The sequence below is a fragment of the Achromobacter sp. 1011811831 genome, assembly GCF_059760905.1.
Map to the genome: position 1 here is coordinate 1 of NZ_JCBANG010000092.1, position 23509 is coordinate 23509.

20 protein-coding genes and 1 pseudogene are annotated in these 23509 nt (G+C 68.1%); 15 read left to right on the forward strand and 6 right to left on the reverse strand.

All coding sequences use genetic code 11. The features are described 5' to 3' along the window. Nucleotides 1-3: 3 nt before the first annotated feature. Nucleotides 4-906: a LysR family transcriptional regulator gene (locus AC6LJ9_RS25495; RefSeq protein WP_212319008.1), complete on the reverse strand. Its 903-nt coding sequence runs from the start codon at nt 904-906 to the stop codon at nt 4-6. A 213-nt stretch (nt 907-1119) separates the two neighbouring features. Here AC6LJ9_RS25495 and ggt point away from each other — a divergent pair, with 213 nt between their 5' ends. From ggt to AC6LJ9_RS25520, 5 genes are all read left to right on the forward strand, one after another. Continuing rightward, on the forward strand, nt 1120-2748 hold the full coding sequence (ggt, locus tag AC6LJ9_RS25500) for a gamma-glutamyltransferase (RefSeq protein ID WP_498149693.1): 1629 nt from the start codon (nt 1120-1122) through the stop codon (nt 2746-2748). A 64-nt stretch (nt 2749-2812) separates the two neighbouring features. Then, nucleotides 2813-4324, forward strand: a complete 1512-nt coding sequence (locus AC6LJ9_RS25505; RefSeq protein WP_498149694.1) for an ABC transporter substrate-binding protein — start codon at nt 2813-2815, stop codon at nt 4322-4324. A gap of 156 nt (nt 4325-4480) precedes the next feature. Continuing rightward, complete coding sequence (locus AC6LJ9_RS25510; protein ID WP_212319015.1) at nt 4481-5425, forward strand: ABC transporter permease; 945 nt, start codon at nt 4481-4483, stop codon at nt 5423-5425. Beyond that, entirely contained in the window at nt 5422-6300 is an 879-nt protein-coding gene (locus tag AC6LJ9_RS25515; protein WP_212319017.1) for an ABC transporter permease, read from the forward strand. Before AC6LJ9_RS25510 ends, AC6LJ9_RS25515 begins: the two co-directional genes overlap by 4 nt. 14 nt (nt 6301-6314) lie before the next feature. Next, nucleotides 6315-8186: a dipeptide ABC transporter ATP-binding protein gene (locus tag AC6LJ9_RS25520; RefSeq protein ID WP_498149705.1), complete on the forward strand. Its 1872-nt coding sequence runs from the start codon at nt 6315-6317 to the stop codon at nt 8184-8186. A gap of 3 nt (nt 8187-8189) precedes the next feature. On the opposite strand, the gene AC6LJ9_RS25525 is transcribed toward AC6LJ9_RS25520, so the two are convergent. Then, nucleotides 8190-8966 carry an AraC family transcriptional regulator gene (locus AC6LJ9_RS25525; protein ID WP_498149695.1) on the reverse strand — a complete coding sequence of 259 codons (777 nt, stop codon included), beginning with the start codon at nt 8964-8966 and terminating at the stop codon, nt 8190-8192. Nucleotides 8967-9107: 141 nt separating this feature from the next. Here AC6LJ9_RS25525 and AC6LJ9_RS25530 point away from each other — a divergent pair, with 141 nt between their 5' ends. Next, nucleotides 9108-9893, forward strand: a complete 786-nt coding sequence (locus tag AC6LJ9_RS25530; RefSeq protein ID WP_498149696.1) for an alpha/beta fold hydrolase — start codon at nt 9108-9110, stop codon at nt 9891-9893. On the opposite strand, the gene AC6LJ9_RS25535 is transcribed toward AC6LJ9_RS25530, so the two are convergent. Further along, nucleotides 9853-10515, reverse strand: a complete 663-nt coding sequence (locus AC6LJ9_RS25535) for a LysE family translocator (protein ID WP_498149697.1) — start codon at nt 10513-10515, stop codon at nt 9853-9855. The genes AC6LJ9_RS25530 and AC6LJ9_RS25535 overlap by 41 nt on opposite strands. 210 nt (nt 10516-10725) lie before the next feature. Here AC6LJ9_RS25535 and AC6LJ9_RS25540 point away from each other — a divergent pair, with 210 nt between their 5' ends. The 3 genes from AC6LJ9_RS25540 to AC6LJ9_RS25550 all read left to right on the forward strand — a co-directional run bounded on the left by AC6LJ9_RS25540 (nt 10726) and on the right by AC6LJ9_RS25550 (nt 11967). Continuing rightward, nucleotides 10726-11262: a YaeQ family protein gene (locus tag AC6LJ9_RS25540; RefSeq protein ID WP_103273980.1), complete on the forward strand. Its 537-nt coding sequence runs from the start codon at nt 10726-10728 to the stop codon at nt 11260-11262. Nucleotides 11263-11389: 127 nt separating this feature from the next. Further along, nucleotides 11390-11674: a ribbon-helix-helix domain-containing protein gene (locus AC6LJ9_RS25545; protein WP_498149698.1), complete on the forward strand. Its 285-nt coding sequence runs from the start codon at nt 11390-11392 to the stop codon at nt 11672-11674. Between the two features lie 41 nt (nt 11675-11715). Next, on the forward strand, nt 11716-11967 hold the full coding sequence (locus AC6LJ9_RS25550; RefSeq protein WP_498149706.1) for a type II toxin-antitoxin system RelE/ParE family toxin: 252 nt from the start codon (nt 11716-11718) through the stop codon (nt 11965-11967). Nucleotides 11968-12042: 75 nt separating this feature from the next. On the opposite strand, the gene AC6LJ9_RS25555 is transcribed toward AC6LJ9_RS25550, so the two are convergent. Beyond that, nucleotides 12043-12396, reverse strand: coding sequence for a gamma-glutamylcyclotransferase family protein (locus AC6LJ9_RS25555; RefSeq protein WP_498149699.1), 354 nt, complete (start codon nt 12394-12396; stop codon nt 12043-12045). A 187-nt stretch (nt 12397-12583) separates the two neighbouring features. On the opposite strand from AC6LJ9_RS25555, the gene AC6LJ9_RS25560 reads away from it, so the two are divergent. Both AC6LJ9_RS25560 and AC6LJ9_RS25565 read left to right on the forward strand, forming a co-directional pair. Then, nucleotides 12584-13183, forward strand: coding sequence for a TetR/AcrR family transcriptional regulator (locus tag AC6LJ9_RS25560; RefSeq protein WP_498149700.1), 600 nt, complete (start codon nt 12584-12586; stop codon nt 13181-13183). Nucleotides 13184-13313: 130 nt separating this feature from the next. Then, complete coding sequence (locus AC6LJ9_RS25565) at nt 13314-14738, forward strand: MFS transporter (protein WP_498149701.1); 1425 nt, start codon at nt 13314-13316, stop codon at nt 14736-14738. An 8-nt stretch (nt 14739-14746) separates the two neighbouring features. On the opposite strand, the gene AC6LJ9_RS25570 is transcribed toward AC6LJ9_RS25565, so the two are convergent. Continuing rightward, the gene (locus tag AC6LJ9_RS25570) at nt 14747-15367 is read right to left on the reverse strand and encodes a chorismate--pyruvate lyase family protein (protein WP_498149702.1); all 621 of its coding nucleotides are present in this window, start codon (nt 15365-15367) and stop codon (nt 14747-14749) included. A gap of 91 nt (nt 15368-15458) precedes the next feature. Here AC6LJ9_RS25570 and AC6LJ9_RS25575 point away from each other — a divergent pair, with 91 nt between their 5' ends. Beyond that, nucleotides 15459-16190, forward strand: a complete 732-nt coding sequence (locus tag AC6LJ9_RS25575; RefSeq protein ID WP_212320869.1) for a pseudouridine synthase — start codon at nt 15459-15461, stop codon at nt 16188-16190. Between the two features lie 74 nt (nt 16191-16264). Here the strand turns inward: AC6LJ9_RS25575 and AC6LJ9_RS25580 are convergent, their stop codons facing one another. Continuing rightward, entirely contained in the window at nt 16265-17167 is a 903-nt protein-coding gene (locus AC6LJ9_RS25580) for a LysR family transcriptional regulator (RefSeq protein ID WP_212320867.1), read from the reverse strand. A gap of 372 nt (nt 17168-17539) precedes the next feature. Here AC6LJ9_RS25580 and AC6LJ9_RS25585 point away from each other — a divergent pair, with 372 nt between their 5' ends. The 3 genes and pseudogenes from AC6LJ9_RS25585 to adeC all read left to right on the forward strand — a co-directional run bounded on the left by AC6LJ9_RS25585 (nt 17540) and on the right by adeC (nt 23399). Continuing rightward, a complete protein-coding gene (locus tag AC6LJ9_RS25585) occupies nt 17540-18739 on the forward strand; it encodes an efflux RND transporter periplasmic adaptor subunit (protein ID WP_498149703.1) in 1200 nt (399 codons plus the stop codon). Between the two features lie 15 nt (nt 18740-18754). Further along, nucleotides 18755-21919 carry an efflux RND transporter permease subunit gene (locus AC6LJ9_RS25590; protein WP_498149704.1) on the forward strand — a complete coding sequence of 1055 codons (3165 nt, stop codon included), beginning with the start codon at nt 18755-18757 and terminating at the stop codon, nt 21917-21919. Then, nucleotides 21916-23399 (forward strand): annotated as a pseudogene (adeC, locus tag AC6LJ9_RS25595) (AdeC/AdeK/OprM family multidrug efflux complex outer membrane factor). The gene AC6LJ9_RS25590 and the pseudogene adeC overlap by 4 nt, the downstream one beginning before the upstream one ends. Nucleotides 23400-23509 lie beyond the last annotated feature (110 nt).

Genomic DNA, 23509 nt, shown 5'->3' on the forward strand with positions numbered 1-23509 from the left:
GCCTCAGCGCGCGGCTTGCGCCGCGCGCGCCTCGAAGGCCGCGTGGCAGGCCGCGCAGATCGCCGCGGTGATGCCCTGGCGCGCATGCTCGCGCCGTTCCAGCATGCCGATCGCGCGCGCCGAGGGCCCCAGGTCGGCCGGCAGCGGCAGGATGCGCAGCTGCGGACTCTGTTGCCAGTTCGAGCCATTGATCAGCGGCAGCAACGTCACGCCGACTTCCTGGCGCACCAGCTCGACCAGGGTCTCGATCGCGTTCAATTCCAGGAATTCATTCAGCGGCACGGCCAGGCGGCGCAGCAGGCGGTCGATCTGCAGTCCGGTGCGCTGGGTGCGGTCGAAACGCAGGAATGGATTGTTCGCCAGCACCTGGCGCGCGTCCTTGCCGGGCGCGCCGGGCGGCGCGATCACAACCAGCTCTTCTTCATACAGCGCCGTCCAGCGGGTGCTGGCCATCTTGCGGCCGGCCTCGACCAGGAAGGCGGCATCCAGCTCGCCGTCCTCGACCCGACCGGCCAGCTCGCTGGCCTTGCCTGACAGCACGCGCACGTCCAGCTTCGGATGCGCCTTCTTCAGACCCGACACCACCTTGGACAGCGTGCCCATGCAGGACACGATGCTGCCCACCGACACCGAGCCGGCCAGCTCGCCCGGCGCGGTGCGCGGCAGGCGCAGGCGGTCGTACATGTCCAGCAGCTGCTTGGCTTCGGGCAGCAGCTCGCGGCCGGCGGCGTTGAGGATGGCCAGCCGGCCGCTGCGGTCGAACAGCTCGCGGCCCAGCTCGGTTTCCAGCGAGCGCATCTGGAAGCTGACGGCGGCCTGGGTCAGGGCGACCTGCTCGGCCGCTTCGGAGAAGGAGCCATGATGCGCCACTGCCAGAAAGGTACGCAGGAAACGGATGGTGCTCATGGTGTCTTCTAGGGGTTAACACGGTGGTGCCGCCACCGTGGCGCAAGCCGGAATCGGGTGTGCGCGGGGCGCCGGGACGGCGGGCGGAACCGGATCGCCGATTCACAAAGTTTTCTTATATTACTGAACAAAAAATCAAATTGATTTAATCAAATGCCAAGAGTAATGTCATCCGGTTCAACATAACGAATCCCTTCCGCAGAGACCCGAGACATGAAAGCCTTCGACTGGAGCAATCCCTATCCCTCCGTCCGCATTCCGCTGTTCGCCCGCAACGTGGTGTCCACCTCGCACCCGCTGGCGGCGCAGGCCGGATTGCGCATGCTGCTCAAGGGTGGCAACGCCGTGGACGCGGCCATCGCCGCCGCGGCTGCCATCGTGCTGGTCGAGCCGGTTTCCTGCGGCCTGGGCGGCGACTGTTTCGCCATCGTCTGGGACGGCCAGCAGCTGCATGGCCTGAATTCCTCCGGCGTGGCCCCGGCCGCCTGGAACGTCGAATACTTCAAGCGCAAGCACGGCGTCGGCCCGAACGGGCTGGCGGTGCAGCCCAAGCGCGGCTGGGACTCGGTCACGGTGCCGGGCGTGGTGGCCGGCTGGGCCGCGCTGCATGAAAAGCTGGGCAAGCTGCCGTTCGAGCAGCTGTTCGAGCCGGCCATCGAGATCGCCGAGCGCGGCTACGCCGTGCCGCCGGTGGTGGCGCACAAGTGGGCCGCCGCCGCCAATGAACTGAGCGCGCAGCCCGGCTACGCCCAGGCCTTCATGCCCGACGGCCGGGCGCCCAAGGTGGGCGAGCATTTCCGTTTCCCCGACGCTGCCTACACGCTGCGCCGCATCGCCGTGTCCAAGGGCCGCGATTTCTACGAAGGCGAGCTGGCCGAGCGCATCGCCGCCTTCAGCACGGAATGCGGCGGCGCCATGACGCTGGAAGACCTGCGCGGCTACCGGCCGGAATGGGTCAAGCCGATTTCCCGGTCCTATCGCGGCTACGAGCTGCACGAGATCCCGCCGAACGGGCAGGGCATCGCCGCGCTGATCGCGCTGGGCATCGTCGAGCGCTTCGACATGGCCTCGATGCCCGTGGATTCGGTGCAGTCGCAGCACGTGCAGATCGAAGCCATGAAGCTGGCCTTCGCCGACCTGTACAAGTACGTGGCCGACCCGCGCTCGATGGAAGTCACGCCCGAGCAGATGCTGTCGGACGCCTATCTGGACAGCCGCGCCAAGCTGATCCGCCTGGACCGCGCCACGCATTTCGAGGCAGGCCGTCCGCATGCCGGCGGCACCGTCTACCTGACCGCCGCCGACGAGAACGGCATGATGATCTCGTTCATCCAGTCCAACTACATGGGCTTCGGCTCGGGCGTGGTGGTGCCGGGTACCGGCATCAGCCTGCAGAACCGTGGCGTGGGCTTCTCGATGGATCCGAAGTCGGCCAACGTGGTCGAGGGCGGCAAGCGTCCGTTCCACACCATCATCCCGGGCTTCCTGACGCGCGGCGGCAAGCCGGTCATGAGCTTCGGCGTGATGGGCGGCGACATGCAGCCGCAAGGCCACCTGCAGACCGTGGTGCGCATGATCGACTACCACCAGCAGCCGCAGGCCGCCTGCTGCGCGCCGCGCTGGAAGGTCAACCGCGATTTCACGCTGGACATCGAAACGAACATGGCCGGCTCCACCGTTGCCGGCCTGAAGGACCTGGGGCATCCTTTGAAGTCCGTGCAGGATCCGTACATGGACTTCGGCGCCGGCCAGTTCATCTGGCGCATGTCCGAGAACGACAACGAGCTGGGCTACGTGGCCGCCAGCGACAGCCGCCGCGACGGCCAGGCCGTGGGCTTCTGACGGCCGCCAGCCGGACCCGGGGACACCGGGCCGGCGCATTGCACATACAAGGGGAAATACCGCAATGAAACGCTTTGCCTTGACCTTCGGCGCCGGCCTGCTGGCGCTGGGCACCTGCGCCGCCAGCGCGCAGAACCTGCGCATCGGCCTGCAGGAAGATCCGGATGTGCTGGATCCGCACCGCGCCCGCACCTATGTCGGCCGCATCGTCTTCACCTCGCTGTGCGACAAGCTGATCGACATCGATCCCAAGCTGCATTTCGTGCCGCAGCTGGCCACCTCGTGGACGTTCAGCGAAGACAACAAGACGCTGACCTTCAAGCTGCGCGAGGACGCGCTGTTCCATGACGGCAGCAAGTTCGACGCCGCCGCCGCCAAGGCCAACCTGGACCGCGCCATGACCCTGCCGGACAGCCTGCGCAGGGGCGAGCTGGGCTCGGTGGCCAAGGTCGAGGCGCCGGACGCCGCCACGCTGGTGCTGACGCTCAAGCAGCCCGACGCGACGCTGCTGGCCCAGCTGTCCGACCGCGCCGGCATGATGCTGTCGCCCAAGACCTTCGGCGACGACGTGGCCGCAGTGGGCCGCAAGCCGATCTGCTCCGGCCCGTACAAGTTCGTCGAGCGCATCCAGAACGACCGCATCGTGCTGGACAAGTTCGACCAGTACTACGACGCCAAGGACTACGCCTTCAAGCGCCTGACCTTCCTGCCGATCCCGGACACCACCGTGCGCCTGTCCAATCTGCGCGCCGGCGACCTGGACCTGCTCGAGCGCCTGAACCCGTCCGACGTGCCCCAGGTCAAGACCGACGCCAGCCTGACCTTCGCGCCGGTGGCGGGCCTGGGCTTCCAGCAGTTCATGTTCAACGTGGCCAACGGCAAGCGCGCCGAGGACAATCCGTTCAAGAACAAACTGGTGCGCCAGGCCTTCCAGTACGCCATCGACCGCAACGCCATCAACGAAGTGGCCGGCGGCGGCATCTTCGAGCCGGCGCAGCAGCCGTTCCCGCCCGCCAGCCCCTATCACAGCGACAAGTTCCCGCCGACCAAGCGCGACGTGGCCAAGGCCCGCGCGCTGCTCAAGCAGGCGGGCTTCGAGCGCGTGAAGGCCGAGGTCATGTTCGGCAACAACACCACCACCTCGTCGGTCGCCGAGATGGTGCAGGCCATGGCGTCCGAGGCCGGCTTCGACCTGTCGCTGCGTCCGACCGAGTACGCCGCGCTGCAGAAGGAATCGGCCGGCGGCAACTTCCAGGTGGTGATGCTGGGCTGGTCCGGCCGCGTCGATCCGGACGGCAACATCCACGCTTTCGTCACCTGCAAGGGCGCGCTCAACGACGGCCACTACTGCAACGCGGAAGTCGACAAGCTGCTCAACGAGGCCCGCACCGTGCCGGACGAGGCCAAGCGCCGCGCGATCTACGACCAGGCCCAGGCCATCATCCAGGACGAGCTGCCGGGCGTGTACAACTACTACCAGCCCTGGCCTTTCGCGCTGGCCAAGAAGGTCAAGGGTTTCGTGCCCTATCCGGACGGCATGATCCGCCTGAAGGGCGTCACCTTCGCGCAGAAGTAGGCGTCGTTGCGATCTCGTCTTTGATGTAGCGGGCGGCGGCCAGGCGCCGCCGCCCGATCCGGCGCCGTCCCTGGCGCCGGCCGCTGTTCCCGGCGGATGCGCGCCAGGCTGTCGCGGTCCGGTCCCGTCCGCCGTCTTGCCCTTACGGTTTTCCCTATGCTCAAACTCATATTGCGCCGCGTGCTGGTCGCGATCCCGACACTGATACTGGTGTCGATGATCGTGTTCATGTTGCAGAAGATCCTGCCCGGCGATCCCGTACTGACCCTGGCCGGCGAGGAGCGCGACCCGGCCGTGCTCGATTACCTGCGCGACAAATACCGGCTCAACGACCCGCTGCCCATGCAGTACGCGGCCTGGGCCGGCCAGGTGCTGCAGGGCGACCTGGGCAAGTCGCTGCGCACCGACGTGCCCGTCACCACGCTGATCGGCCAGAAGCTGCCGGTCACGCTGCAACTGGCGGCCATGGCCATGTTCTTCGCGCTGCTGGTCGGCATCCCGATGGGCATCCTGGCCGCGGTGCGCAAGGGCAAGCCCGTCGAGATGGGCGCCAACATCGCGGCGCTGTCGGGCATGTCCATTCCCAACTTCTGGCTGGGCATCATCCTCATCATGGTGGTGTCAGTGCAGTGGAAGCTGCTGCCGGCCTCGGGCTATGTGTCGCCGGCCGAGGATTTCTGGCTGTCGATCAAGACCATGCTGATGCCGGCGCTGGTGCTGTCCACGGCCATCGCCGCCTACCTGATGCGGCACACGCGCTCGGCCATGCTGGAGGCGCTGTCGGCCGACTACGTGCGCACCGCCCGCGCCAAGGGCGTGCCGGCGCGCAGCGTGGTGCTGCGCCACGCGCTGCGCAACGCGCTCATGCCCATCGTCACGCTGGTGACGCTGCTGTTCGGCGAGTTGCTGGCCGGCGCCGTGCTGACCGAGCAGGTCTTCACCATCCCGGGCTTCGGCAAGCTGGTGGTGGATGCCGTGTTCACGCGCGACTACGCCGTGGTGCAGGGCGTGGTGCTGTGCGTGGCGGTGGGCTTCATCCTGATGAACCTGCTGGCCGACATCCTGTACATCCTGGTCAATCCCCGCCTGAGGCACGCATGAGCGCCATTTCCGCAAATCCCGCCGCCGCCGCGCCGCCGCGCGGCCGCAACCGCGCCTGGGGCAAGTTCAAGCGCAACCACATCGCCATGCTGGGCCTGGCCATCGTGCTGTTCTTCGTGGCGCTGGCCCTGCTGGCGCCGCTGGTGGCCAACCACGATCCCTTCCAGACCAGCTTCACCACCATCCGCAAGGCGCCGTCGGCGCAATACTGGCTCGGCACGGACGAGCTGGGCCGCGACATCTTCAGCCGCATGGTCTATGGCGCGCGCGCCTCGCTCATGGCCGGCCTGGTGTCGGTGCTGATCGCGCTCGCCGTGGGCGTGCCGTTCGGCCTGGCCGCCGGCTACTTCGGCGGCTGGACCGACAGCTGCATCTCGCGCGCCACCGAGGCGCTGCTGGCCATTCCCTTCCTGATCCTGGCGATCGCGCTGGCCGCCTTCCTGGGCCCCAGCCTGATGAACGCCATGATCGCCATTGGCGTGTCGGCCGCGCCCAAATTCATCCGCCTGACGCGCGGACAGGTGCTGGCCGTCAAGAGCGAGGACTACGTGCAGAGCGCCCGCGCGCTGGGCGCGTCGGACCTGCGCATCATCGCGCGCCATGTGTTCCCCAACGTGATGCCGCCGCTGATCGTGCAGGCCACCATCACCATCGCCACGGCCATCATCGCCGAGGCCAGCCTGTCGTTCCTGGGCCTGGGCCTGCAGCCGCCGAACCCGTCCTGGGGCTCGATGCTGAACACCGCCAAGAACTTCATGACCCAGGCGCCGTGGATGTCGATCTTCCCCGGATCGGCCATCTTCCTGGTGGTGCTGGGCTTCAACCTGCTGGGCGACGGGCTGCGCGACGCGCTGGATCCGCGCCAGGAAAAGTAATCATCATGGCAACAATGGATTCCAAACGCGTGGTCCAGGTCAACGACCTGACCGTGCGCTTCAAGACCCCGGACCGCGTCGTCGAGGCGGTGCGCAATGTGTCGTTCCATGTGGACCGGGGCGAGACGCTGGCCATCGTCGGCGAGTCGGGCTCGGGCAAGTCGGTGACGTCGCTGGCGCTGATGCGGCTGGTGGAATACGGCGGCGGGCGCATCGTCAACGGCGGCATGCTGCTGCGCCGGCGCAGCGGCGAGGTGCTGGACCTGGTGGCGGCGTCCGACGCGACGCTGCAGCGCGTGCGCGGCGCCGACGTGGCCATGATCTTCCAGGAGCCGATGACCTCGCTGAACCCCAGCTTCACGGCCGGCAACCAGATCGCCGAGGCGCTGCGCCTGCACCAGGGCCTGGACGCGGCGGCGGCGCGCGCCGAGACGCTGCGCATGCTCGAACGCGTGCGCATCCCCGAGGCCCGCGCCATCCTGGACCGCTATCCGCACCAGTTGTCCGGCGGCATGCGCCAGCGCGTCATGATCGCCATGGCGCTGTCCTGCAAGCCGCAGCTGCTGATCGCCGACGAGCCCACCACCGCGCTGGACGTGACCATCCAGGCGCAGATCCTGCAGCTGATCCGCCAGCTGCAGGAGGAAATGGATATGGGCGTGATCTTCATCACGCACGACATGGGCGTGGTGGCCGAGGTGGCCGACCGCGTGCTGGTCATGTACCGGGGCGACAAGGTGGAGGAGGGCGGTTCGGATGCGGTCTTTGCCCGGCCGCAGCACGCCTACACGCGCGCGCTGCTGTCGGCGGTGCCGCGCCTGGGGGCCATGCACGGCACGGACGAGCCCGCGCCGTTTCCGCTGCTGCGCGTGGACGACGCGGTCAAGGGCGCGCCGCAAGCCTCGGCTTCAGCCCCGGCCCCCGTCGCGCAGCCCTCGACCGTGCGGCGCGAGCACGGCCCGGTGCTGAAGGTGCGCGACCTGACCACCACCTTCGACATCACCGGCGGCATCCTGGGCCGGGTGCAGAAGCGCGTGCACGCGGTCGAGAAGGTCAGTTTCGACCTGTACCCCGGCGAGACGCTGTCGCTGGTGGGCGAGTCCGGCTGCGGCAAGACCACCACCGGCCGTTCGCTGCTGCAGCTGGTCAAGAGCCGGGCCGGCACCATTGAATTCGACGGCAAGAACATCGGCGCGCTGCGCGGCAGCGCCATGCAGACGCTGCGCCAGCATATTCAGTTCATCTTCCAGGATCCCTTCGCCTCGCTGGATCCGCGCATGACGGTCGGCTACTCCATCATGGAACCGCTGCTGATCCACGGCGTGGCGCGCGGCAAGGCGGCCGAGGAGCGGGTGCGCTGGCTGATGGACAAGTGCGGCCTGTTGCCCGAGATGATCGACCGCTATCCGCACGAGTTCTCCGGCGGCCAGCGCCAGCGCATCTGCATCGCGCGCGCGCTGGCGCTGAACCCCAAGGTGGTGATCGCCGACGAATCGGTGTCGGCGCTGGACGTGTCGATCCAGGCGCAGATCGTGAACCTGCTGCTGGACCTGCAGCGCGAGCTGGGGGTGTCGTTCCTGTTCATCTCGCACGACATGGCGGTGGTCGAGCGCGTCAGCCATCGCGTGGCGGTGATGTACCTGGGCCAGATCGTCGAGATCGGTCCGCGCCGCGCGATCTTCGAGAACCCGCAGCATCCGTACACGAAGAAGCTGATGGCGGCCGTGCCCATCGCCGATCCCGCGCGCCGCCACCGCGAGCGCTCATTGCTGGTGGACGAGATTCCCAGCCCGATGCGCAAGCTGGGCGACGATCCGCTGGTCCAGCCGCTGGCGCAGGTGGGCGAGGGGCACTACGTGGCGCGGCACCCTATCGGGGTGTACTGAGCGCTATCCGATGTCGAGATAGGCGCTCGGCGTCGCGCCCAGGACGCGGCGGAACGCGGAGGCAAAGGCGCTGGGGCTGGCATAGCCCAGGTCCAGCGCCACGCGGGTCACGGACTGCCCCTGTGTCAGGCGCGCGATCGCTGCCTGCAGGCAGACCTGCTGTCGCCAAGCGGCGAAGCTGGCGCCGGTCTGCGCGCGGAACAGCCGGGTGAAAGTGCGCCGGCTCATGCCGGCGTCGGCCGCCATCTCGTCCAGGCTCGCACCGATCGAGGGCGCGGCGAACAGGCGCAGGCAGGCGCGCGCCAGGCGCGGGTCCTCGGGCAGAGGCGCGTGCAGGTGCAGGCGCGGCATGGCCGCGATTTCCGCGACCAGCAGCGCCATCAGCTTGCCGTCGCGTCCCTCGACGTCGTACAGGGCGGGCAGGTCGACCGCCTGATCCAGCAGCAGCCGCAACAAGGGCGACACCCCATGGACGCAGCAATGGTCCGGCAGGCGCGCGGCGTGCGCGGCAGGCGGGGCGATGAAGGCGTTGAGCATCGTGACCGGCCCGTTCATCGTCATTTCATGCGCCATGTCCGCCGGCAGCCAGCAGGCCCGTTGCGGCGGCACCAGCCAGCGGCCTTGCGGCGTCGCCACGCTGATGGCGCCGCGCGAGGCATAGGCGAACTGGCCGCGCAGATGCGTGTGCGCGGGAAAGGTCGAGCCGGCGGGATAGTCGTTGGCGGTGACGACCACGCTGCGCGGCAGGTGTTCGTAGGGATCGAGCAGGGTATTGCGCATGGCCCGGATTCTATAACGATTGGCCCGCCATCGAAGGCGGGCCGCCGCGCGCGCTTCTACGATGGGTTTTTGTGTTGCCGTTCAGTGCCTGGCCCGCGTTGCGGCCGGGCGCCGGGGCGGCGCGATCATCATGGAGTCCGTATGGCAAACACCTTTCACCGCGTGGGCAATGGCCCCCATCCCGTCCTGGTCCTGCCCGGCTGGTTTGGCGATGCACATGCTTTCGAGCCGATCGAAGCCTGGCTGGACGGCGGCGCGTTCAGCTACGTGTTCATGGATTACCGGGGCTATGGCGGCATGAGGGACGCGCAGGGCGACTACACGATCGACGAAATCGCCACGGACGCGCTCGCGCTGGCGGACGAGCTGGGGTTCGCGTCGTTCAGCCTGATCGGGCATTCAATGGGCGGCATGGCGATCGAGCGGATCGCCGCGCTCGCGCCCGAGCGCGTACGCGCGCTGGTCGCCGTCGCGCCCGTTCCCTGCGGCGGGATACGGATGGATGCGGCGCGACGGGCCCTGTTTGAGGGCGCGGCTGTGCAGTTGGAACAGCGCCGGACCATCATCGACCGCAGCACCGGCGGGCGCCTGCCGGCATCGTGGGTGGCGTGGAAGGCGGCGTATTCGGCGGCGAGCTCGATGCCAGCGGCCTTCGCCGCCTATTTTCGCGCCTGGGCCGACACGGATTTCAGCGATGCGATCGACGGCAGGCATCCGCTGAAGGCGCTGGTGGGTCGGCATGATCCCGTGTTCAACGCCGGCCTGATGGCCGACACCTATGCGCGCCGCTATCCGCTGGCCAGCGTGGAGGTGCTGGAGAACGCCGGCCACTATCCGATGAACGAAACGCCGCTGGCGCTGGCGGCCGCCATCGAGAGCTTCCTGCTCAGCGTTTCTCCAGCGCCAGCTTCAGCCCGAATGCGATGAACACCGCGCCCGTCATCCGGTCCAGCCCGCGCATGACGGCCGGGCGCGACAGCCAGCGCGCCAGCGGACGCGTGGCCGCGACCAGCAGGCCGAACCACAGCATGCCGAGCACGGCATGCACAGCGGCCAGCAGCAGGCTGAAGCGCATCACGTCGGCGCCGGCGGGAATGAATTGCGGCAGGAAGGTGACGTAGAACACGCCGATCTTGGGATTGAGCGCGTTGGTCAGGCAGCCGCGCATGAACCAGCCGGCGCCGCCGGAGGCGGGACGGGCGGACAGTTCCGCCGCCAGCAGCGCGGAGGCGCTGGCCTGGCCTGCCTGGCGGCGTCCGGGCCAGGTATTCCACAGCAGCCGCGCGCCCAGGTAGAACAGATAGGCGGCCGCGGCGATGCGCAGCACGTCGTAGGCGACGGTGGACACGGCCAGCAGCGATCCCAGCCCGAACGCGGCCGCCGCGCCCCAGGCCAGGCAGCCCGTGCTGATGCCCAGCCCGGCCAGCAGCGCGCGGCGTCCGCCCTCGACCGCGGCGGTGCGCAGCACCAGGGCGTTGTCCAGGCCCGGCGTGACGGTGAGGATGGCGGCGGCCAGGGTGAAGGCGAGCAGGGCGGCGGTGGCGGTCATGGCGGGGTTTGCGGATAGGCGGGCGGCAGGAGGGCTTGCGATGAGGGGCGGTCGGGATGGTCATCGGGGCTGCGTCCGCGACTGCAACGGGACCCGGACCGGGCGCGGCCTGGATGCAGTGTAGCGCCGCGTGGCAAGCCGCGGCAGGGGGCGGCGGCTGGCGGTATCATGGCGGGCTTCGCGATACGCGTTCACTTCCGGAATTCCGTCATGGCCCTGCGCGCCACCATCTACAAGGCCGACCTCAACGTGGCCGACACCGATCGCCACTATTACGGCACGCACGGCCTGACCGTGGCCCGCCATCCGTCCGAGACCGACGAGCGCATGATGGTGCGCCTGGTCGCGTTCGCGCTGCACGCCAGCGAGGAACTGGCCTTCACCAAGGGACTGAGCGACACCGACGAGCCGGACCTCTGGGAAAAGGACCTGACCGGCGCGGTCAAGCTGTGGATCGAAGTCGGCCAGCCCGAGGAACGCCGCATTCTGCGCGCCTGCGGCCGCGCCGAGCAGGTCATCGTCTATTGCTATGGCGGCTCGGCCAGCAAGATCTGGTGGGATGGCGTGCGCAACAAGCTGGAACGCGCCCGCAATCTGAAGATCGTCAACCTGCCGTCCGAACAGAGCCGCGCGCTGGCGCAGCTGGCCGAGCGCACGATGCAGGTCAACGTCAATATCTCCGACGGCATTGTTTATTTCTCGGCCGACAAGGGCGAGGCTACGATCGAGCCGGAAACCTGGCGTTGAGCGGCTGACAGGCATCGGGCCGCATTGCACAAAGGGACATATAAACGCGATCCCATTTCGGGAAGGGGTGGACTTCGTCCTTACAGTATGAAAAAGTATGATTTTTGATGCTGCATCGGGAGTTGCCATGAGCACGACCCTGGAACGGTTGACTGTCACCATGCCCGCGGAAATGGCCGCTTCCATTAAGCAGGCCGTGGACGGGGGGGAATATGCCTCGACGAGCGAGGTCGTGCGCGAAGCCTTGCGCGAATGGAGGTTGCGGCGCCAACTCATGCTCGATGAACTGGCTTCGCTGAAAGCAGATATCGATCAGGGCTTGGCCGACGTCGCTGCGGGGCGCGTCAAGGCCTTCGATGTGGCTGAGATTGCGAAGCGGGGGAAACGACTATTAGCCGCTCGCTCCAAATAACGGAAAGCGCCGGGCGGGACCTGGCCGAGATCTGGGCATACATTGCCGAGGAAGCATCGGAGAGCGTGGCCAGCCGATTCGTGGAGAAGCTGTACGCCACGTGCGAGCGTTTGTTGGCATTTCCGCTGGGGCATCCAGAACGCAGGCAGCTTGGGTCGGAACTGCGCGTCGTGTTTCATGGCGCTTATGCGATTTACTACCGACCTGTTGCCGATACGGTCACGATCATCCGGGTCTTGCATGGCGCGCGCGACCTTGATGCGATCGGGGATGACGGTGGCTTCGAATACTGAGCTGATGCCGGCGCTGCTCCAGCGATTGATCCCGTCCTGCTCCAACCAGGAACAAGACGGGATGCGAGCAACGGGTTATTGCGCGCGCACGTACACCCAGGCCTTCTTCCCCGACTTCAACGGCGCGAGCACGCGCTTGTAGTCCGACACTTCATAGTCGTCGGCGGCCGCCAGCTCGGCGGGCGTGATGCGAAAGACCTGGCCCGCGACTTCGTCGGCGGGAATGCCGGTGGGCGACACGATGGGATGGAATTTCTGGCCGCTGGCGCGCAGCACCTCGGGATCGGTGATCTCGACCATGTCCAGGCGGTAGCCGATCATGGCGTCGTTCTCGCCGCCCAGGGGGCGGCCGAAGGTCGACAGCTGCACGTTTTCCTGCTGCAGGGTGCCGTAAGAAAACAGTAATTCCGTTTGCTGCGCTTCAGTCATGATCCATCTCTGGGAGTGGGGCGGGCGATAGGCCCGCCGGGGGTGGGTCTGGCGGTGAAAACGTTGTGTGGTGAATTATATTGCGCAAGCCTGTTCCGCATTGCTGCGGACGGCACGAATAAAAAATGCTTGCGCGCCGATGTCGCGGCTCATTAATATGACGATCATCATATTTCCTGCTGCTGCCATGTCCCGTTCCACTCCCCGCAAAGAGCAGACCCACGAGCGCATCGTCGAGGTCGCCGCGCGCGCCGTGCGCCGCGAGGGCTACGCCGGCGTGGGCGTGGCGGACATCATGAAGGAAGCAGGGCTGACCCACGGCGGGTTCTACGCGCACTTTCCGTCGCGCGACGCGATGCTGGTCGAGGCCGTCGAGCGCGCCGGGCAGGATGGCGCCGCGCGCCTGATGCAGCGCATGGAACAGCGGCGCGAGCAGGGCGCCAGCCCGCTGCGCGCGCTGGTCGAAACCTATCTGTCGGAAGCGCACCTGGGCGGCTGCGAGGGCGGCTGCCCGGTGTCGTCGCTGGTATCTGAAATGCCGCGCCAGTCGCCGGAGCTGCGCGAGTCTGGCGCGGGCCGGGTACGTGGCCTGATGAATCTGGTGCGGCGTTTCCTGCCTGCCGATGCGCAGCCCGGCGCGGCGACGGCCGTGACCAGCACCTTGGTGGGCGCCTTGCAGCTGGCGCGCGCATTGGGTGACAACGCCGAGGGGCGGGCGGTGCTGGCCGAGGCGCGCCAGGCGCTGCTGTCGCGCTACGAACCGGAGGGTGAACGCGCGCCGCATTGAGGGAATGCAAGTCGCGGCCGCCGTGCGCGGCCATTTTCTTATTCCTAAATATGATGATCATCATATTTTTCCGCGCATGAAGCGCAACGACCGCTCCGCAAGGCGCGGCTTTCCTGGAATCCGTTCAATCATGTCTTCCTCGGTTCATACGCCCGCGCCGCCTTCAGCGGAATTCGCAGGCTCTCCCTGGCCGGTCTTCTGGATCGCCAGCGTCGCGGTTTTCCTGGTGTCGCTGGACGCCACCTTGCTGTACGCCGCCTTCGGCGCGCTGCGCGCTGGCTTTCCCCAGGCCTCGGCGGCCGACATGTCCTGGGTGCTGAACGGCTACACCGTGGTCTATGCCGCCATGCTGATCCCTTCCGGCGGGCTGGCCGATGCCTATGGCCGCAAGCGCATGTTCCTGATCGGCGTGGCCTTGTTCCTGGCGGCGTCGGCGGCCTGCGGGCTGGCCGGCAGCGTGGGCTGGCTGGTGGCCGCGCGCGTGGCGCAGGCGGTCGGCGCGGCCTTGCTGACGCCGGCGTCGCTGTCCATCGTGCTGGCCGCCTTTCCGGTCGCGCAGCGCACGGTGGCCGTGAGCCTGTGGGGCGCGGTGGCGGGGCTGGCGGCGGCGGTCGGTCCCAGCCTGGGCGCTTTCGTGGTGGACGCGGCGGGCTGGCCCTGGGCCTTCTACATCAACGTGCCGCTGGGCGCGCTGTCGCTGTGGCGCGGCGCGCGCCTGCTGCAGGAATCGGTGAGGCCCGAGTCGCGGCGGCGCCTGGACGGGGTGGGCATGGCCCTCTTGATCCTGGGCGTGGGCGCGGTGGCGCTGGCCATCGTGCAATCGGAATCGCCGGCCTGGTCGGCCGGCGAACTATGGGTTGCCGCCGCCGTCGGCGCGGGCGCGCTGGCCGCGTTCGTGGCCTGGGCCCGCGTCGCGCCGCAGCCGCTGGTGGACCTGGCGCTGTTCCAGCATCGCAGCTATCGCTATGCGAACCTGGCGACGCTGAGCTTCGGCATCGCCTTCGCGATGATGTTCTTCGCCTTCTTCTTCTACATGATGGGCGTCTGGCACTACAGCCTGCCCAAGGCCGGGCTGGCGGTGACGCCGGGGCCGCTGCTGGTCATGCCCACCGCCATCGTGACCGGCAGGCTGGCCGCGCGCATGGGGCATCGGCCGTTCCTGGTCGGCGGTGCCTTGCTGTATGCGGTGGCGGGACTGTGGTTCCTGCTGGTGCCGGGCGCCGAGCCCGATTATCTGGGCGCCTGGCTGCCGGGCCTGGTGCTGAGCGGCCTGAGCGTGGGCATGGTGCTGCCTTCGCTGGCCGGCGCGGCCGTCAGCCGGCTGCCGGCGCAGCATTACGCGGTGGGCAGCGCTGTCAACCAGGCCACGCGCCAGATCGGCGCCGTGCTGGGCGTGGCGATCACGGTGCTGCTGCTGGGCAAGGGCGCGCTGAGTCACGCGGATTTCGATCCGCTGTACATGGCGCATGTCGGCCTGGCGTTACTGACGGGGCTGCTGTGCCTGGCGGTGGACACGAGGCCGATTGCGCAGCCAGCCACGAGGCCGGCGCGTTGAGGCGGGCCTCAGCGCGGCGTGCGCTGGTGCGGCATGAGCGGCGGCACGGGTTTGCCGGCGACCAGTTGCCAGAAGGCGGGCAGGAAGCACTCGGCCACCAGCAGCGGCCGGCCCTGGCGCCAGAACACCGAGCGGCGCGCCCAGATGCGGGCGGCATCGAGTTCGCGCGTTTCGGGCGGCAGCGCGCCGATGGCGGTGGCGTGAAACGGCACGGGCGAGGCCAGCCGGCGGCAGGCGAAAGGCGAGCGGATGACCGTGCGATCGTGATAGAGCATGTCGGCCAGCGGCCGCGTGCGCAGGCGCCGCATGCCCTGCCAGGCGCCGTGCGAGGCGGCCAGCGGCGTCAGGCTGCGGGCCGGCACGCTGTCCACGCCGTCGACGGACATCAGCACTTCGCGGATCCAGACCGGCGCGCCCGGCGCGATGCGCATGGCGCGCGCTTCATCCTGCGGCGCGCCGTCGGCGTACTCGGCCAGCACGCGCAGCCGCACCTGGCCCACCTGGCGCAGTCCGGCGGTCAGGGCGCCGGGACGGAACAGCCAGTGGCGCTGGGCGGGGGTGAGGGCGGGCGGCGCACTGGCCAGCCAGCCGGCGGCGAGAGGGGGGCGGAATGCTGCGGGAAGGATCATGGCTGCGTATTATGCCAAGAGCCGTGCCCGGGCTCTTGCGGCGCGATGCCGCAGGCCGGGCGGCGGCGGGGCTGGGCATACAATGGCGGCCATGGAAAAAGTACGCATCTCCAAGCTCATGTCCGAGCGTGGGCTCTGTTCGCGCCGCGAGGCCGATGGTTATATCGAGCGCGGCTGGGTCCGCGTCGACGGCGTGGTGGTGTCCGAGCTGGGCGCCCGCGCGTTTCCCGACCAGGTCATCACGCTGGAACGCGCCGCGCAGGCGCGCCAGACCTCGCGCGTCACGATACTGATCAACAAGCCGGTGGGCTATGTGTCCGGCCAGGCCGAGAAAGGCTATACCCCGGCCGTGGCGCTGATCGACTCGCGTTCACGCTTTGCCGCCGACCGCGCGCCGCAGCGCTTCGAGCGCGGCCATCTGGACGGCCTGGCCGTGGCCGGCCGGCTGGACATCGATTCCCAGGGCCTGCTGGTGCTGACGCAGGACGGCCGCATCGCCAAGCAGCTGATCGGCGAGGATTCCGAGGTCGACAAGGAATACCTGGTGCGCGTGCAGGGCAGCCTGTCGGATCGCGGCCTCGAACTGTTGAATCACGGCCTGTCGCTGGACGGCAAGGCCCTGCGGCCGGCGCAGGTGCGCTGGCAGAACAGCGACCAGCTGCGTTTCGTGCTGCGCGAGGGCAAGAAGCGCCAGATCCGCCGCATGTGCGAGCTGGTCGGGCTCAAGGTGGTGGGCCTGAAGCGCGTGCGCATCGGCCATGTGGCGCTGGGCGACCTGCCGCTGGGGCAGTGGCGCTACCTGCGCGAGGACGAGCGCTTCTAGGCCCGTCCCGGCCCGGGCGCTCCGCCCCGGGCCTTATCCGCACACAGATTTTTCAGTCTGTTTCCAGCGCGCCGTCATTTCATGAAAGCGGCGCTATCCTTCGCTGGCCCGCCACCCAGGCGCTCCATCAGGAATTCGATGAAGATCCGGGTCTTGGCGGGCAGGAGCCTGGTCTCGGTGACCGCATAGACGGGGAAGGGCCCCAGTTGCCAGTCGGGCAGCACCCGCAGCAGCTGGCCCGAACGCCGTTCCTCGTGCTGGCCTCCGACCAGCACCGCGATGCCCGCGCCCAGCATCGCCAGCCGGCGCGCCATGGCGACGCCGTTGACCGAAAAGCGGTTGCCGGGCGTGAACTCGATGTGCTGGTCGCCGTTGTTCAGCGGCCAGCGCGTGACGCGGCCGGCGCCTTCTGCGCGGAACTCGATGCACTCGTGGCGGGTGAGGTCGCTGGGATGCTTGGGCTCCCCGTGTTTTTCCAGGTACTCGCGCGACGCGTACAGATAGGCCGGCAGCATGCCCAGCAGGCGCGCGATCTGCGTCGAGTCGGGCAGTTCGCCGATCTCGATGGACACGTCGCAGGTCTGGAACACGCGCTGAGCGTGGTCCGGGTTGGCGAGGTCCAGATAGAACGTGACGTCCGGATAGCGCAGGGAGAATTCCATGAACGATTCGGCCAGGAAGTCCGTGCCGAAGTCGGCGGGCATGTTGACCCGCAGCGGGCCGACCGGGGTGTCGACCAGCTTCTGCAATTCCTCATGGGCGATCTGGGCCTCGGCCACGATCAGCTGGCAGCGCTCGAAGTACAGCCGGCCGGCGTCGGTCAGTTCGACCTTGCGCGTGGTGCGGCTGAGCAGGCGCAGCCCCACGGAGCGTTCGAGTTCGGCCACCTGGCGAGACAAAGTCGACTTGGGGATGCCCAGGCTGGCGGCGGCGCGGCTGAAACTATGCGTCTTGGCCACTTCGACGAAGAGCTCCATGCCTTGTAAACGTTTCATGGCGGAATTTTGTCATAGAGGGAGTCGTAGGATTGTCCCACAGATGGAATGATGTTTTCTCTTGATTGCTCTTTGTTTCTCGTGCGGGATAACGCAGAATGCGAGTTCTGCATTGCAGCAACGCCCTGCCTGACCGTCCGAGTCCACCATTTCCCCGAACCGCTACCCGATCCGCGCGCCGCGTGGACCCAGATCTGTTGTTTTCCAAAATGTAGAGCGGGCGGGTCGTACAGAAGCCGTCCGGGCGATGTACGCTCGGCGCTTCCGGGCAAGGCAGTCTTCCGCCGTTGCGTCGCGCGCCAGTCCGCGCGGCCGGTCGGGGGGCAACTTTTATCGTGATTGGGAACTGAACGTATGAACAAGAAAAGCGCTATGTGGCGCGGCGCGGCGGTCGTCGCGCTGACGGCATCGGCCCTCACCCTGGCCGCTTGCGGCAAGAAGCAGGACGCGCCCCAGGCGGGCAAGCCGCAGGTTTCGGTCGTGACCCTGTCCACCAAGGCGGTTTCCCTGACCACCGAGTTGCCGGGCCGGACCTCGCCGTTCCGTGTGGCCGAGGTCCGGCCGCAGGTCAACGGCATCGTGCAGAAGCGGCTGTACACCGAAGGCGGCGACGTCAAGGCCGGGCAGCAGCTCTACCAGATCGATCCTGCCTTGTACCAGGCCACGCTGGACAGCCAGAAGGCCGCCCTGGCGCGCGCCCAGGCGCAGCAGAAGACCGCCGCGCTGCTGGTCGAACGCTACAAGCCGCTGGTGGCCACGCGCGCCGTCAGCCAACAGACCTATGACAATGCCGTCGCCGCGCGCGACCAGGCGGTCGCCGACGTGCTGTCGGCCAAGGCCGCGCTGGACACGGCGCGCATCAACCTGGTCTACACCAAGGTGCTGTCGCCCATCGACGGCATCATCGGCCGCTCCTCGGTGACCGAGGGCGCGCTGGTGACCGCCAACCAGGCCGCCGCGCTGGCGGCCGTGCAGCAAATCGATCCGATGTACGTCGACGTGACGCAGTCCAGCGTGCAGCTGCTGCGCCTGCAGGAAGCGCTGGCCAGCGGCCAGCTGACCCGCGCCGATGGCGAGCAGTCCGCGGTGGTCACGCTGACGCTGGAAGACGGCACGCAGTACAAGCAGCAGGGCAAGCTGCAGTTCTCGGAAGTCACGGTGGATCCGGGCACGGGTTCGGTCACGCTGCGCGCGGTGTTCCCCAATCCCGACCGCCGGCTGCTGCCGGGCATGTTCGTGCGCGCCCGCCTGGTCGACGGCGTGGCCAGCCAGGGCCTGCTGGTGCCGCAGCGCGGCGTGACGCGCAACCAGCGCGGCGAGCCGACGGCGCTGGTGGTCAACGCCGAGAACAAGGTCGAATTGCGCACCTTGAAGACCGACCGCGCCGTGGGCGACCAGTGGCTGGTCAGCTCGGGGCTTGCGGCGGGCGACAAGGTGATCGTCGAGGGCCTGCAGATGGTGCGTCCCGGCGTCGAGGTCGTGGCCACCGAGGCCGGCGCCAAGCCGCAGACGGCGCAGCAGTCGCCAGCGGCCGCCGACGCGAAGAAGCAGTAAGTCAGGGAGCCACGCATGGCAAAGTTTTTTATCGACAGGCCGGTATTCGCCTGGGTGATCGCGATCGTGCTGATGATGGCCGGCGCGCTTTCCATCCTGAAGCTGCCGGTCTCGCAGTACCCCAACATCGCGCCGCCGGCCATCGGCATCGCGGTGACCTATCCCGGCGCCTCGGCGCAGACGGTGCAGGACACCGTGGTGCAGGTGATCGAGCAGCAGATGAACGGCCTGGACGGGCTGGAGTACATCTCGTCGGAAAGCAACTCCGACGGCAGCATGTCCATCACGCTGACCTTCCGTCAGGGCACCAACCCCGACACCGCGCAGGTGCAGGTGCAGAACAAGCTGTCGCTGGCGCAGCCGCTGCTGCCGCAGGAAGTGCAGCAGCAGGGCATCCGCGTCACCAAGGCCACCAAGAACTTCCTGATCGTGGCGGGCTTCGTCTCCACCGACGGCACCATGACCAAGGACGACCTGGCGGACTACGTGGCGTCCTATGTGCAGGATCCGATCAGCCGCACGCAGGGCGTGGGTGACTTCCAGCTGTTCGGCTCGCAGTACGCGATGCGCATCTGGCTGAATCCGGAAAAGCTCATCAACTATGGCCTGACCACCACCGACGTGGTCAATGCCATCAAGGAGCAGAACGTCCAGGTGTCGTCCGGCCAGCTGGGCGGCCTGCCGGCCGTGCGCGGCCAGCAGCTCAATGCCACCATCATCGGACCGTCGCGCCTGCAGAAGCCGGAAGACTTCGGCCGCATCCTGCTGAAGGTCAATCCGGACGGCTCGCAGGTGCGCCTGGCCAACGTGGCCAGCATCGAGCTGGGCGGCCAGACCTACGCCATCGACAGCTACTTCAACGGCAAGCCGGCCTCGGGCCTGGCGGTCAAGCTGGCGCCGGGCGCCAACGCGCTGGACACGGCGCAGGCGGTGCGCGACACCATCAACAGCCTGAAGCCGTTCTTCCCGCCGGGCATGGACGTGGTCTATCCGTATGACACGACCCCGTTCGTCAGCCTGTCGATCGAGGAAGTGTTCAAGACGCTGGCCGAAGCCATCGTGCTGGTCTTCCTGGTGATGTATCTGTTCCTGCAGAACTTCCGCGCCACCATCATTCCGACGCTGGCGGTGCCGGTGGTGCTGCTGGGCACCTTCGGCGTGCTGGCGGCCTTCGGCTATTCCATCAACACGCTGACCATGTTCGGCATGGTGCTGGCCATCGGCCTGCTGGTGGACGACGCCATCGTGGTGGTGGAGAACGTCGAACGGGTGATGGCCGAGGAAGGGCTGACGCCCAAGCAGGCCACGCGCAAGTCCATGACCCAGATCACGGGCGCGCTGATCGGCATTGCCATGGTGCTCGCCGCCGTGTTCATTCCCATGGCCTTCTTCGGTGGCTCCACGGGCGTGATCTACCGCCAGTTCTCGATCACCATCGTCTCGTCCATGGTGCTGTCGGTGATCGTGGCCATCGTCTTCACGCCGGCGCTGTGCGCCACCATGCTCAAGCCGATTCCCAAGGGCCATCACGGCGCCAAGCGCGGTTTCTTCGGCTGGTTCAACCGTTCGTTCGACCGCAGCACCGAGGGCTACGCCAACACCGTGTCGCGCGTGCTGAACCGTGGCAAGCGGCTGATGCTGGTCTATCTGGCCATCGTCATCGCCATGGCCTGGATGTTCACGCGCATCCCGACCGCGTTCCTGCCGGAAGAAGACCAGGGCATCCTGTTCGCCCAGATCCAGACGCCGTCGGGCGCCACCGCAGAACGCACCAAGGCCGTCATCGACGAGGCCACCAAGTACCTGCTGGAAGAAGAAAAAGAAGCCGTGACCTCGGTGTTCGCCGTCAACGGCTTCAACTTCGGCGGCCGTGGCCAGAACGCGTCCATCCTGTTCATCAAGCTGCGCGACTGGGACGAGCGCGGCGCCGCCCGCCTGAAGGCCGGCGCCGTGGCCGCGCGCGCCAACGCCCACTTCCGCAAGACCATGCGCGACGCCATGCTGTTCGTGGTGCCGCCGCCCTCGGTGATGGAACTGGGCAACGTGACGGGTTTCGACTTCATGCTGATGGACCGCGCCGGCGTGGGCCACGAGAAGCTGCTGGCCGCGCGCAACCAGTTGCTGGGCGCCGCGGCCAAGAGCCCGGTGCTGCAGGGCGTGCGCCCCAACGGCATCGAGGACGCGCCGCAGTACCAGCTCGACATCGACCGCGAGAAGGCGCGCGCGCTGGGCGTGGCGGTGTCCGACATCAACAGCACGCTGGCCACCGCCTGGGGCTCGTCCTACGTCAACGACTTCATCGATCGCGGTCGCGTGAAGAAGGTGTTCGTGCAGGGCGACGCATCCGCGCGCATGCTGCCCGAGGACCTGGAGAAATGGTACGTGCGCAACAAGGACGGCGACATGGTCCCGTTCTCGGCCTTCTCGTCGGCCACCTGGACCTACGGCCCGCAGAAGCTGAACCGCTATAACGGCTCGCCGTCCTTCAACATCCAGGGCCAGGCCGCGCCGGGCTACAGCTCGGGCGCCGCCATGCAGGAAATGGAACGCCTGGCCGCGCAGCTGCCGACCGGCGTGGGCTACGAATGGACCGGCATGTCGTTCGAAGAGCGCTTGTCGGGCGCGCAGGCGCCGGCGCTCTATGCGATCTCGCTGATCGTGGTGTTCCTGTGCCTGGCCGCGCTGTATGAAAGCTGGTCGATCCCGTCGGCGGTGATGCTGGTGGTGCCGCTGGGCATTATCGGGGCGCTGGCCGCGACCATGCTGCGCGGGCTGTCCAACGACGTGTACTTCCAGGTGGGGCTGTTGACCACCGTGGGCCTGGCGGCCAAGAACGCGATCCTGATCGTGGAATTCGCCAAGGAGCACTACGAGTCGGGGGCGGGGCTGATCGAGTCGGCCATCCACGCCGCGCGCCAGCGCCTGCGGCCCATCCTGATGACCTCGCTGGCCTTCATCCTGGGCGTGGTGCCCCTGGCGATCTCCTCGGGCGCGGGCTCGGGCAGCCAGAACGCCATCGGCACCGGCGTGATCGGCGGCATGCTGACCGCCACCTTCCTGGCCATTTTCTTCGTTCCCACCTTCTTCGTGGTCATGCTCAAGCTGTTCAAGGTCAAGCGCATGAGCGAACAGCGCGACAAGCACGAGACCGACGTCGCGGCGGAGGGACCTGCGCAATGATGATTCCGATGAGAACCCTGTTGTCCGTATCCCTGGCGGCGGCCCTGGCGGGCTGCTCGCTGGCCCCGACCTACGAGCGTCCGGACGCGCCGGTCAGCGCCGCCTATCCGGCCGGCGCGGCCTACAAGCCCGACGCGGTCAACCCCGCCGGCGTGGCCACGGCCGACGTCGGCTGGCGCGACTTCTTCACCGACCCGCTGCTGCAGCGGCTGATCGAGATGTCGCTGGCCAACAACCGCGATCTGCGCGTGGCAGCGCTGAACGTCGAGGCGGCGCGGGCGCAATACCGCATCCAGCGTTCCAACCTGATGCCCAGCGTCGGCCTGGCCGGCAAGGAAACCGCCCAGCGCACGCCGGGCAGCCTGACGCCTGGCGGCGAGGCCACCACCAGCCACAACTACCAGGTGGGCGCCGCGCTGTCGACCTGGGAGCTGGACCTGTTCGGCCGCATCCGCAGCCTGAGCGACAAGGCGCTGGAGTCCTACCTGGCGCTGGACGAGACGCGCACGGCCACGCAGCTGTCGCTGGTCGCCGAAGTCGCCAACGCCTACCTGACGCTGCGCGCCGACCAGGAGCTGCTGGCGCTGACGCGCGACACGCTCAAGAGCCAGCAGGATTCGTTCAAGCTGACGCAGCAGAGCTACGACATCGGCCTGTCGACCGCGCTGGACCTGAGCCAGGCCGAGGTCGGCCTGCGCACCGCCGAGCGCAACCTGTCGCAGTACACGCGCCAGGCCGCGCAGGACCGCAACGCGCTGGTGCTGCTGGCGGGCCAGCCGCTGCCCGACGATCTGTCGGCGGCGCTGGACCAGGCCGTCAGGCTGGACGACGGCATGTTGCCCACCGCCTTGCCGGCCGGGCTGCCGTCCGACCTGCTGGCGCGCCGCCCGGACATCCGCGCGGCCGAGCACCAGCTCAAGGGCGCCAACGCCAACATCGGCGCGGCGCGCGCGGCCTTCTTCCCGACCATCAGCCTGACCGGCACGGCGGGCACGGCCAGCTCCAGCCTGGGCGGCCTGTTCGATGGCGGTTCGGGGCCTGGAGTTTCACGCCGCAGATCACGGTGCCGATCTTCGCCGGCGGCTCGCTGCTGGCCGGACTGGACCTGGCCCATGTGCAGAAGAACGTGCAGATCGCGCAGTACGAAAAGGCGATCCAGTCGGGCTTTCGCGAAGTGGCCGACGCGCTGGCCGGACGCGGCACGCTGGACGAGCAGATCCAGGCGCAACGCCTGCTGGTGGACGCCAGCCAGCGCGCCTACGATGTGTCCGACCAGCGCTTCCGCCAGGGCATCGACAACTACCTGAGCGTGCTGGATTCGCAGCGTTCGCTGTACAGCGCCCAGCAGTCGCTGGTGGACACGCGCCGCGCGCGCCTGTCCAACCTGGTGAACCTGTACAAGGCGCTGGGCGGCGGCTGGACCGAGCGTACCGCCTCGGCGGCGGGCGCGGCGCAACCGGCGCAGGCCGTCGGCGGCTGATCCGCGCGACGGCGGCTGGCCGGCCCCACGGGCCGGGTGGCGGCGGGACCCGCAAGGCGGGTCCTTTTACAAATCTGACGGCGCGGCCCAGTAAGACAAGGGGGAGAATT